We start from the raw sequence: 12,605 nt of genomic DNA, 5'->3' as shown, positions 1-12,605 counted from the left end.
AAAAAGGGCAGATGGTGAACATCTGCCCTTTTCTCCGTTAGTAGCGAGCACTACAGCGCAGTACTGACTTCATCAACCAAGTACAAGATAGACTGGTATGGAATCCCGCTGTGGTGAGATAGGCCAATCTCACAAGTTCGGCTGTTACTGAAGCCACGTGTACAGTTTGCTGGCACTTGCTCTTTGAGTGGATGCACCGCCGCCGCGTTCAGTTCTGGCGTGGTAAAGCCTTTGTCACCCGCCCAGCCACAACATGCAATGTGTTCAGGCAAAATTACATCACTTGCGCATGCTTTGGCCAAGGTCAGCATCTCGCTTTCTAGCCCCATCTTTCTCGAACTACAGGTCACGTGTAGCATCACGGTCTCCTGCTTTTGAGTGATGTCCAAATGCGGCAACAAGTACTTAGAGACAAAACCAGTTGGCTCTAGCACTTCAAGCGGCTTGGTAAAGCTATCAATGCTACGTTTGGCGCAAGGACTGGTATCCATAAGGATTGGGTATTCACCTTCTAGGCTTGCTTTCCAAAGCGCCTGCTGTAGCTGTTCCACTTTTGCCTGCGCGATATCGGTCATCCCTTTACTGTCGTAAGGCATGCCACAGCACTGATCATTAATCCCTTCAGGGATGATGATCTCAAAACCGGCTTTCTTGATAAGTGACAGTGTCACCTCTGTCAGGCTGCGTTGATCGGGTGCATCGGACTGCTGTCCCATGGTACGAGAGGCACACGATGGCACATAAACTACTTTCTTGTCTGAACGGACAAGTAGCTCAAGAGCATCTTTCAGTTTATGCGTATTGGACTGTGGTGTTTCTGGCATCCAAACGGGCGTCTTATTATGACTGAGCTTACGCATGCCATTAACCAACTTAGACATTCCGCTTTCGCCAATGACTTTTACCGCGATTTGATTCGCTTTTAGCGAGGCGCGGGTTAGGGAAGTCGTGGTCGCAAAGTGGTTCGCTGTCCATTTCGCAATCGGAGTGAATTTTTGGTATTTCGCGGTGCGCAGCTTTTTCACTAAATCGCCAGTGTTGATGCCAACAGGGCAGCGGTCGGCACATAAACCTGTCGCGGCACACGTATCCAAACCCTGATACTCAAACACTTGCTCAAGTTCAGAAGCTTCGACTTTCTCACCCGCCGCGCGGCGTCTTTGTAGCTCACGATACAGCACAATACGTTGACGTGGAGAGAGTGTCAGGGTGCGGGAGGGGCACACTGGCTCACAGAAGCCACACTCGATACAGCGGTCAACAATATCGTCTGCGGCTGGCATCGGTTTGAGGTTTTCGATGTGTGAACTAGGACTGTCGTTGATGATGACGCCCGGGTTTAGCAAGCCCTCTGGGTCAAACAGTTTTTTGATGCGCTGCATCAGAGCGTAGCCATCTTTGCCCCATTCCAGCTCAACGTACGGTGCCATGTTACGGCCTGTACCATGCTCGGCTTTCAATGAGCCTTGGTACTTTACGGCGACTAAGTCCGCCACGTCATCCATGAATTTACCGTAGCGATCGATCTCGCTTTGCGATTCAAACCCTTGGGTGAAGACAAAGTGCAGGTTGCCTTCTAATGCGTGACCGAAAATGATCGCTTCGCTGTAGTGGTATTTGTCAAACAGCTCTTGGAGATCGCGTACACCGTTAGCGAGATTCTCAACAGGGAAGGCAACGTCTTCGATAATAACGGTGGTGCCCACTTCGCGTACCGCGCCCACGGCTGGGAACATGCCTTTACGGATCCCCCATAACGTCGCGACGGTTTTGGCGTCTGATGTGAAAGGCACAGATTCAATGATCGTGTAGTCCGTTAACGAGTCAAGAATCGCTTCACATTGGCTGTCTAACTCTTCTTGTGAGCTGGCGTGGGACTCAACTAACAGTGCAGCAGCTTCGAGGTCAAGCTCTGGAATAAACGCCGGCATACCCGGTTTATCGGCCACAGAGCGAAGCGCGCGCCCGTCCATGAGCTCTACAGCGGCGACTGGCGTTTTCGACAGCGTGGTCACCGCTTTACTGGCTTCTTCGATATCTGCAAACACCAGTAGGGCAGAGGCTTTGTGTGCATGCTCAATCACAGTGTTGTAGGTGATTTCGGCAATAAAGCCGAGCGTACCTTCGGAACCAATCAGTAGGTGTTCCAACACTTCGATTGGGTCGCTGAAATCCACCAGCGCGTTTAACGCATAACCTGTGGTGTTTTTCAGGCGGTATTTGTGACGAATGCGTTCGCTGAGTTCGTGGTTGGCTTGCGTGTCTGCCACCAGTGCCTGCAACCCTTCCATGATGTCTGGGCGCGTGGCTTTAAAGGCGGTGATGCTGTCTTTGCTGGCGGTATCGAGCAAGGTGCCATCACTAAAGACCACCTTGACGCTATCGACAGTGCGGTAAGAGTTTTGCGCGGTGCCGCAGCACATGCCGCTGGCGTTGTTTGCCGCGATACCGCCAATCTTACAGGTGTTGATGGACGCTGGATCTGGGCCGATTTTACGTTTGAAAGGCGCAAGGTATTTGTTGGCGTCGGCACCAATTACGCCCGGTTGCAGAATGATTTTGTCGCCGTTGTCGATGATTTCATGGCCGCGCCAGTCATCCGTGAGGGTAATGAGTACAGAGTCAGAGACGGCTTGGCCCGAAAGGCTGGTGCCAGCGGCACGAAACGTGAAGTGAATGCCCATTTCGCGGCAGCTTTGAATCGCGTAGATGACTTCATCTAAATTCTTCAGCCTTAAAACGATTTTCGGCACCAAGCGATAAAAACTCGCATCGGTGCCGTAAGCTAGACGTTTTGCTTCTTGGGTGATGATCCGCTCCGGATCAATGTGCAGAGCGAGTAATTCTTCCAGTTGTTCGTAGGCAGCTGCTGTCAGTGATTTCGCCATTGTTGCTTCCTTGTTGTGAGTCTGCTGGAGTTGTTGTTTTTATGTTATTGGTCCAGGCGATAAAAAAGGTGTCACACAATGTTTAAGATTGCTGTGACACCTATTCAATTTAGTCGAAGTAAATTAGATGTTTACTAGTGAATCGCGGTTCAGGTCTTGAATGCTCTTCGCGCCCGTTAGCGTCATTGCTACGCGCATTTCTTTCTCGTAAAGGTCTAGTAGGTTTTCAACACCCATTTGACCTTGTGCCGCTAGTGCGTAGATGTAAGAACGACCTAGCATTGCACAGTCTGCGCCCATTGCTAGCATACGAACCACGTCTAGACCTGTGCGGATACCTGAGTCTACGAAGATCTTCAGATCGCCTTTCACTGCGTCTGCGATGCTTGGTAGCGCTTTAGCAGAAGACATTACGCCATCTAGCTGACGACCACCGTGGTTAGAGACTACGATACCGTCTGCGCCGAATTTCACTGCGTCTTTCGCGTCTTCAACATCCAGAATACCTTTGATGATCATTGGGCCATCCCAGAAATCACGGATCCACTCTAGATCTTTCCAAGAGATTGATGGGTCGAAGTTTTCGCCCAACCAACCGATGTAATCTTCCAGTTTAGTTGGTTCACCACGGTAAGTTGAGATGTTACCTAGATCGTGTGGCTTACCGAACAGACCTACATCGAATGCCCATTGTGGGTGACGCATCGCTTGGAATACACGGCGCGCTGCAGCGTTAGGGCCGCTCATACCAGAGTGCATGTCACGGTAACGTGCGCCCGGTACAGGCATATCTACTGTGAATACCAGTGTTGTTACGCCTGCCGCTTTTGCACGCTCAAGAACGTTACGCATAAAGCCACGGTCTTTCAGTACGTAAAGCTGGAACCACATTGGGCGTTGAATCGCTGGTGTTACTTCTTCAATCGGACATACAGAAACGGTAGACATGGTGAACGGAATGCCTTTCTTTTCTGCTGCTTTTGCTGCCTGAACTTCACCACGGCGTGCGTACATACCGGTTAGACCTACTGGAGATAGGGCAATCGGTAGCGCAAATTTTTCGCCGAAGATTTCAGTATCTAGGCTCAGATCTGACATGTTCTTAAGTACGCGCTGCTTTAGCGCGATCTCTGCCAAATCTTCCGTGTTACGTCTAAGAGTGTGCTCTCCGTATGAGCCACCATCGATGTAGTGAAACAGGAAAGGAGGCAGCTTAGCTTTAGCAGCTTTGCGGTAGTCTGTTGAAGCAGAGATAATCATAATAATCAGTCCTATTAATTCAGTGCTTTCAAAGAAAGCGAAAGCTGGATTTATTGTTCATCACTCTGGTTGTCTGAGTGCCATGTGGGAAGTCGTCCTCACTGGCTGTACAACTCAGGTGATATTGCCAACTTTTAAATTCTTATGCCTGTAATCAGGCTATATCGACATCTGTAAAAGAGATGGCGTTAGTACCCAATAAGGATGACACTAGTGTCGCTCTTGTCAGGGGAATAGGCACTAACGCCAAATTCGTAAATCGTTTCAGTTATTTCATCAGTGCATCGGTGATTTGCACGCCGTAGATAGCGATTAAACCGATGATGCCAGTCACAACTAGGTAGTAGAACGTAGGGATAATCGTTTTACGCAGTGTTGCACCTTCACGGCCAAGTAGACCTACTGTCGCAGAGGCTGCCACTACGTTGTGAATCGCAATCATGTTACCTGCTGCCGCACCGACCGCTTGTAGAGCCACTACTGTCGCGCTTGAGATAGTCAGTGTTTGTGCTACTTCAAACTGGAACTGGCTGAACATCATGTTTGATACAGTGTTAGAGCCCGCGATGAATGCACCCAGCGCACCGATGGTTGCACTTAGAGCAGGGAAGGCTTCGCCTACTAGACCCGCTGCAAAGTTTGCCGTGGTCACAGGCATACTCGCCAGATCCGCTTCGTTAATGCCAGAGTTGATGAAGATACGCACCATTGGGATAGTGAACACCAGTACGAAACCTGCACCCACTAGTGTTTTGCTTGATTCGCCGAACGCTTTCACCAGTGGTGTCGCGCTGCGAGATTGAATCAGTACTGCTAGCAGAGCAACGAACACTAGGATGCCGCCTGGGAGGTAAAGTGGCTGAATCGCTGCACTGATGCCAGTTTCACCAAGGATGCTGTTGAATGAAAGGCTTATGCCAGTTAGGAATGCTTTGAAATCGGCATTTACGCGGCTTGCTACAAGAACTACTGCTAGTAGTACGTATGGTAGCCATGCTTTTACCATGCCCATTGGTTTCGCATGCGTTACAGACTCTTCTTCTGCCACTTTTAGCGTGCCAAGCCATTCCGAAGGCCATTTCTTCTCGTCTTCAAAATCCCACTGTGATTTAGGCACTAGGAAGCCTTTCTTCGCTGCCGTTACCACGATAGCCAGACCAAATAGACCACCGATTAGAGACGGGAACTCAGCGCCAAGGAATACACCTGTTAGTGCGTAAGGGATAGTGAACGACAGACCTGCAAAAATGGCGAATGGTAGAATGTCTAGGCCTTCTGTCCAGCTTTTGTTCTTACCGAAGAAGCGCGTTAGCATCATTGCCATCAATACTGGCATTAGCGTACCAACGGTTGCGTGGATAAGCGCAACGCTAGATGTGATCTGCTGAATGTACGCTTCCCAGCTAGAGCCGTTAGCGATCAGAGATTCCGTGATGTTGTGCGTATCAAGACCTTTACTTACCCCTACGATAATAGGTGTACCTACCGCACCGAATGATACTGGCGTCGATTGGATCATCATACCCATTAGTACCGCTGCAAGCGCAGGGAAACCGATAGCCACAAGAAGCGGAGCCGCGATAGCTGCAGGTGTACCGAAACCGGATGCACCTTCAATGAAAGAACCAAAACACCATGCAATGATGATGGCTTGAATACGGCGGTCTGGCGAAATGTCAGTGAAGCCGTTACGGATAGTGCTGATCGCACCTGTGTGTTTTAGGGTATTCAGCAGGAAGATCGCACCGAATACAATCCAAAGTACAGAGACAGTAATCCCTAATCCCTGAAATACAGATGCCAGCACACGGGTTGTTGTCATGTCCCAGAAGAACAGGGCAATCACAACGGTTAAACCGAACGCGACAGGCATCGCACGTTTTGCTGGCCAGTTAAGGCCGACTAGTAGTATGGCCGCCACCACAATAGGTGAAAAAGCCACTAAGGCAAGTAGAGTCTCGCTCATTGGTATTCCTCGTAAAGGCATTGATACCAATCTAAATAAGCATTCGAACATCAATTACTCATATGGACTTCTTATCTAGATGCTTTGTTAATCCGTTATTACATAGTAGTCACTAAAGTAACAACTGGCTTAACTTGGCGCTTTTGATAAGTTTCCTTAATAAACAATGAGTCGTACAACTGCGTATCCAGATTGGCTCGACTTTCTTTCTAAATCTGGACTCTTGTGAGCCTCTTAGATTTTGTATTTGTGTTATTAGTGTTAATTTCGCGAGGAATTTACCGCTTTATTTTTTGTTGATATAGGGAAATAATGAAAATGATTAGTTCCAAAAATGACATAATAAGATGCGAGCAGACGATTTAATCCTGTTTTCTCAGGTAGTAGAAACGGGTAGCTTTAGTAAAGTGGCAGAGATAAATAATCTTACAAACTCGGTAGTTAGCAAAAGAATTGCCCGTTTGGAAGAGGAATTAGCGGTTCAATTGCTATATCGAACTACGCGTAAATTGACGTTAACGGAAGCAGGTAAAGCCCTTGCCCATAGCGCAAAAAATGTGAAGCAAGCCACTGTCGAAGCTATGAACACGATATCTGGCTTTGGTGAGAATGTAAGTGGCCACATTAAAATGTCCGTTCCGTGTATCTCAGGCGATTTAATCTTAGCCGATGCGGTAGCCGAATTTTGTAACATGCATCCGGGCCTAACCGTGGATATGGAACTGGATAACCGCTTTGTCGACCTTGTCGAAGGTGGTTATGATTTGGTGATAAGAACCGGATATTTAGAAGATTCTAGTTTGATTGCAAGGCACATTCTCGACTCGCAATGGGTGGTATGCGCATCGCCTGCTTATGTCGCCAGAAACGGTAAACCAGCCAAACCAGAAGATTTAGTAAGCCACAACTGCCTGCAGTACGCATACCAAACCACGGGTGCAAGTGAGTGGGAGTTTAAATCCAAAAATGGCAACTACATTGTGAGTGTATCTGGCGCGTTCTTTACTAATAACGCCACGGCGCTGCGCAAAGCCACGCTAGGCGGCCACGGTATTGCTTATGTACCAAGGTGCTTGGTGTACCACGATTTACGCAACGGCCAGTTGGTGGATTTGTTTCCGGAACAGGTAGGGAAAAAGCTAGGCGTTTATGCGGTTTATCCTTTTACTCGTCAGCCGCCAAATAAGGTGAGACTACTGATCGAACATATCAGAGAAAGATACCTTACGATTTCACATTATTTCTAATTTTTGTAAGAAAAAAGCCGACACATCCGTGTGCCGGCTTTTGGGTCGGCGGCCAAACCGAATAGGTGGTATGAGTACCCTCTATTGTTTAATTGATGGTTCGCGAACTTTCCGTTGCTAAGCTGTACGTTTTAAGCGTGGCAAAGTGGTGGTGAGCCTTTTGTACTTGCTCGAATTCAAGCATCCACTGAGCATTACGCTGTGCAGTGCAAAACGCGCCCATATGCTGCAATAGCTCTTCACTGTTTTTGTCGAGAATGTGGTGAGTGGCATAAACCAGTTCTGAACTCTCAATCGACAAAAACTGCAGTAGAGCATAACTCTGATTCAAAAGATCAAACGCTTTATGGTGTTGGCCCATTTTGTTCAGGATTTCAGATTGCGACACCGCAGCATCTCTTAAGCCAGTAAGTAAGCAACTAAATTGACAGGGTTTCGTGTCGTCGCTTTCAATCGCGGATTGAATGTGGGAAGGCAGATGGCAAAGTACCTGATCATATAAATAGTACGCTTCTGGCCAATGGCCCTGTTCTAACAACTGTTCAGCTTTCAGATAGTGTGTCCAACACTGCTGTAGATCCATTTTTATTACTCCGCCAGAATTATTTATCCTACATTTAAATAGAAATTAACCACTATTGCAAATGATTATCATTTGTGTGGCGGGGTGTGTAATTTGGTGGATATTTAATCACTTGAACGTAAATTGCATCTAAGTCACTAAAATATAACCAAATCTAACCTACACTAAGGCAAAAGAAGTCCGAACAAGGAAATGTAAGATGGCTATTCAACGCTTAGAGGCAACTCAGTTGTATCATGCTGCCGAGCTGGAAATGTTGCCAAGTAAGTCGACAAAGGAGCTGGCACCCATTGACGAGATCGTTGGTCAGGAGCGAGCGCAAAAGGCATTAGAGTTTGCAATGTCGATCAAAGAAAAAGGCTACAACATGTACGCCATCGGGCAAAATGGCCTAGGTAAGCGCACCATGATTTTGCGTTACTTAAATCGTCATAAACATGAGCCAAGCGAACTTTATGATTGGTGCTATGTCGCGAATTTTGAAGATGTTCGTACGCCTAAAGTGCTGAAGCTGCCATTCGGTGTGGGTAGTAGTTTAAGGCACGATATTGAAAAACTCATATCTAAGCTGCTGAATGCGATTCCACTCGCGTTTGACAATGAGATCTATTACAGCCGCGCGGACAAGCTTAAAAACCAACTGGCGCAAAAACAAGAAGCCGAGTTGGCTCAAATAGCGAAAGAAGCGAAAGCCCAAGGCATCAGTCTGACCATCACCACTCAGGGAGACTATCAATTTGTCGCTATGAATGGCGAAGAGATGCACACCGAAGAGAGCTTCGACAATCTAAGTAAGAAAGAACAAGAACACTTCAGCGATACGATTGATACGCTGGAAGTGCAGCTGCGCGATATGGTGAGACAGCTGACAGAATGGGAAGAGTCGTACAGCGATAAGATCAAAAAGCTTAACGACGAAGTCACACTCGACGTTATTGCTCATTTCATCAAGCAGTTGAAGAAAGACTATTCTCGTTACCCAGAGATTAAGGCGTACTTAAAAGACCTGCAAAAAGACATTGTTGAAAACGCCGATATTTTCTTGGAGAAAAGTGAAGAGCAAGCGGAGATTGCCAGCGCGTCATTGGATAAAAAACTGCCTCGCCGCTACAAGATTAACGTTCTAGTAAGCCGCAAAAAAGAAGACTTCCCGATTGTGGTGGAAGAGAACCCGAACTATCACTCGCTGTTTGGTTACATCGAGACCGCCACGTTTAAGGGTACCGTATTTACCGACTTCTCACTGATTCGCGCGGGCAGTTTACACAAAGCCAATGGTGGTGTGTTGTTGATGGATGCTCAGAAAGTGTTGGAGCAACCTTATGTATGGGATGGGATTAAGCGTGCGTTAAGGGCGCGTAAATTGAGCTTCACCTCTCTGGAAAAAGAAGTCACGTTGACTGGCACAGTGTCACTCGATCCAGAGCCGATTCCTTTGGATGTTAAGATCATTCTGTTTGGCGATTATAGAACTTATCAGCTGTTGCAACATTACGATCCAGAATTTAGTGAGTTGTTCAGAGTGACCGCGGATTTTGAAGACGAAATGACACGTAGCGCTGAGTCTGAACTGCATTACGCTCGCTTTATCTCTAGTGTTGTACACGACAACGGCATGCTTCATTGTGACCGTAAAGCGATTGCGAGAATCATTGAACATAGCTCTCGCTTAGCTGGAGATCAGACGAAACTGTCGTTACATTCCGCGCATATTGCGAATCTTCTTCGCGAGTCAAACTACGTGGCGAAGCAGGCAAACTCTAATATGATTCGCTCAACACACGTAGAAGAGGCATTGGCCAATCAAGAGCTCCGAATTAGCCGTCTGAAAGACGCTGTCATGGAAGGGTTCATTAACGGGACGACGCTGATTCAGACAGAAGGGAGTGCTATCGGTCAGGTTAATGCACTGTCTGTTTTGAGTACCAGCGAATATATGTTCGGTGCGCCAAACCGCATCACAGCGACAATTTGCTATGGTGAAGGCGATGTGATTGATATCGAAAGAAGTGTCGACTTGGGCGGCAGTATCCACTCTAAAGGCGTGATGATTCTGAGCGCGTATTTGTCGTCAGTGTTTGGCAGAACGGCCAAAGTGCCACTTAATACTACGATCACGTTTGAGCAATCCTATGGCGGCGTCGATGGTGACAGTGCAAGCATGGCTGAATTATGTGCGGTGGTATCGGCATTCTCGAAACAACCCAATAGGCAAGATATCGCGATCACTGGCTCAATGAATCAGTTCGGTGAATCGCAGCCTATTGGTGGCGTGAATGAAAAAATTGAAGGCTTCTACGATGTTTGTGGCATTAAGGGCCGACACAATGAGCAAGGCGTTGTTATCCCGCGTTCAAACATGCATAACCTGATGCTAAGACCCGATATTGTGAAAGCAGTCGAAAAGGGTGAGTTCCATATCTGGGCTATTGACCACGTAGTCGAAGCCATTGAGCTATTTATGGGCAAACCTGCAGGCGAGCTAAACGAAGAGGGCAGTTACCCTATCAATACTGTGTTTGGTATTGCACAGGCCAAACTGAACTCACTGCGAAAATAATCCGTTAAGTAGTATTAGGGCTTCCAAATGGAAGCCCTAAATGTTTATCGTCTATGGATTACCCAGGGCACAACCTGTCACTTTTTAATTCAAGGATTAATCAGATCTGGTAGATTGTTGTCACTCACTCATGATCCAAAGCGTGTTATCAAGTGCCTTCTATTCGATAAATTTAGATAATGCTTTAGGGTGTCGAACTCCAATCGCACAATAAGTTGCATTTAACAATACCGGATTGATAGTAATGTTGCGGTTTGCTGGTTTGAGTCCAGTAAGCAGCTACAAGATAGGGTGAGTGAGTACATTTTGAATTCTAGATTCAACAATTTTTCTATAGAGCAGTCAATCAAAGGTTTGCGAACGTGATAGATACGATAATTTCTAGCGCAGCATTATTTTCTCTTATCTGGATGTTCGTATATTTCTATTACTTAGTAGTATACGGCCTTGGTGATCGAAAACACATCAACTCATTGGTGAACTGTTTGGCAAAAGATCCTGAAGCATTTAAAGATAAATACAGTTTGTCGTTAGGTGGAATTGGTGCTGGAGGTATCTTTACTTTGTTTGTTCTAGGGTACCCTATCATACGTCATCGTCGAAGGAATAGAGCGATTACCTTCGATTTATTCATGTGGGTAAACTGGTTGTTTTTTATTGTCGCTATTTTTATTTACACGTTTGGATAGACAACATCTAAGTATTTGCTTTGTGATTATGCTCAATTTAGTGATGTTAAAGCCGTTGATAGGACTACTGTTTTTTGCGTGGGGTCTAGTCTATTTTTATCACCTTGTAGTCTCTTCTTTAGGAGATAAGAAACACATCAATGACTGAGTAGACAATTTATCGAAAGAAGCAGAATGCAATTATCGCTTTAGACAGGACTAAGTGCGTTTTTTACAGATAACATATACCTTCAAACTGTGCATTGAAACAAAAAGGAATGGGGAGCGTGATTGCTCCCCACTGTCACCCCTAAAGCCATTAACAAATGGGTCAGCCTCCCTTGGTCATCACATCCCTACACTCTATAAACTTGATTGTTTTATAGACTAACAGTGTTAAAGCTCAATCAGTTCATTCCCTGATTTTTCACCCTTACTGAACGCTTCAATACTGCCGAGCGTCGTATCGGCAATGTTGCCTAATGCTTCATGCGTCAAGAACGCTTGGTGGCCCGTGAACAGTACGTTGTGGCACGCAGATAAACGGCGGAAAACGTCATCTACGATAATGTCGTTGGACTTATCGCGGAAAAACAGATCTTTTTCATTTTCATACACATCCAAGCCAAGCGCGCCAATTCGGCCACGTTTTAACGCTTCAATTGCGGCTTCTGCATTCAGTAGTCCACCACGACTGGTGTTAATGATCATGACACCATCTTGCATCTGGTTGAAGGCTTCTTCATCGAGTAGGTGATAGTTTTCCTCTGACATCGGGCAATGCAGAGTGATGACATCACTTTTAGAAAACAGCTCTTCTTTACTGCAGTAAGTTGCGCCCATTTCTAGCGCCAATGGATTTTCATAAGGGTCGTAGCAAAGAATCTCCATCCCCAGTCCTTTAAGAATTCGCATGGTGGCAATGCCTATTTTACCAGTGCCAATCACGCCAGCGGTTTTACCAAAAAAGTTAAAACCGACTAGACCTTCAAGGGAAAAGTTGGCATCACGGGTGCGTTGATATGCCTTATGGAATCGGCGGTTGAGGCTCATCATCAACCCCACAGCATGCTCAGCAACGGACTCTGGTGAATAGGCCGGAACGCGAACAACTTGTATACCGAGCGCTTTAGCTGCTTGTAGGTCTACTCTGTCAAAACCTGCGCAGCGCATGGCGATCATTTTCACACCGTTTTCAGCGAGCGACGTAAGCACCTCAGCTGAAAGGTCATCGTTTACGAAAGGGCATACAACCTGGCAGCCGTGGGCAATCTTGGCCGTTTTACGCGTAAGTGCAAAATCGTGGAAGTGCAGATTAAAACCAAACTTTTCGTTTGCTTTGCTAAATGACTCTTGGTCATAAGACTTGGCACTGAAAAAAGCGACATCTAACATAAAAGGCCTCTCAAAAAATAGATGTAGGAGGAAAAGTT

At 46.6% G+C, this 12,605-nt stretch carries 7 protein-coding genes; 2 read left to right on the top strand and 5 right to left on the bottom strand.

The annotated features are described in order from the left end of the window. Positions 1-50 precede the first annotated feature (50 nt). The 3 genes from NP165_RS14970 to NP165_RS14960 form a co-directional block, all read right to left on the bottom strand. Positions 51-2,888: an FAD-binding and (Fe-S)-binding domain-containing protein gene (locus tag NP165_RS14970; protein WP_257086561.1), complete on the bottom strand. Its 2,838-nt coding sequence runs from the start codon at positions 2,886-2,888 to the stop codon at positions 51-53. A 123-nt stretch (positions 2,889-3,011) separates the two neighbouring features. Further along, positions 3,012-4,148 (bottom strand): FMN-dependent L-lactate dehydrogenase LldD, encoded by a 1,137-nt coding sequence (gene lldD / locus NP165_RS14965; RefSeq protein ID WP_257086560.1) that lies wholly within the window; start codon positions 4,146-4,148, stop codon positions 3,012-3,014. Between the two features lie 268 nt (positions 4,149-4,416). Continuing rightward, the gene (locus tag NP165_RS14960) at positions 4,417-6,114 is read right to left on the bottom strand and encodes an L-lactate permease (RefSeq protein ID WP_257086559.1); all 1,698 of its coding nucleotides are present in this window, start codon (positions 6,112-6,114) and stop codon (positions 4,417-4,419) included. A 347-nt stretch (positions 6,115-6,461) separates the two neighbouring features. Here NP165_RS14960 and NP165_RS14955 point away from each other — a divergent pair, with 347 nt between their 5' ends. Continuing rightward, positions 6,462-7,361 carry a LysR family transcriptional regulator gene (locus NP165_RS14955; RefSeq protein ID WP_257086558.1) on the top strand — a complete coding sequence of 300 codons (900 nt, stop codon included), beginning with the start codon at positions 6,462-6,464 and terminating at the stop codon, positions 7,359-7,361. An 88-nt stretch (positions 7,362-7,449) separates the two neighbouring features. Here NP165_RS14955 and NP165_RS14950 read toward each other — a convergent pair whose 3' ends face one another. Next, entirely contained in the window at positions 7,450-7,944 is a 495-nt protein-coding gene (locus tag NP165_RS14950) for a hypothetical protein (protein WP_257086557.1), read from the bottom strand. Between the two features lie 199 nt (positions 7,945-8,143). On the opposite strand from NP165_RS14950, the gene NP165_RS14945 reads away from it, so the two are divergent. Then, positions 8,144-10,504, top strand: a complete 2,361-nt coding sequence (locus tag NP165_RS14945) for a Lon protease family protein (RefSeq protein ID WP_257086556.1) — start codon at positions 8,144-8,146, stop codon at positions 10,502-10,504. 1,064 nt (positions 10,505-11,568) lie between these two features. Here the strand turns inward: NP165_RS14945 and NP165_RS14940 are convergent. After that, positions 11,569-12,567, bottom strand: a complete 999-nt coding sequence (locus NP165_RS14940; protein WP_257086555.1) for a 2-hydroxyacid dehydrogenase — start codon at positions 12,565-12,567, stop codon at positions 11,569-11,571. Positions 12,568-12,605 lie beyond the last annotated feature (38 nt).

The sequence above is a fragment of the Vibrio japonicus genome (assembly GCF_024582835.1).
GTDB classification, from domain to species: domain Bacteria; phylum Pseudomonadota; class Gammaproteobacteria; order Enterobacterales; family Vibrionaceae; genus Vibrio; species Vibrio japonicus.
The sequence above is the reverse complement of the archived record's forward strand: the minus strand, read 5'-3'. Positions and strand labels throughout refer to the sequence as shown.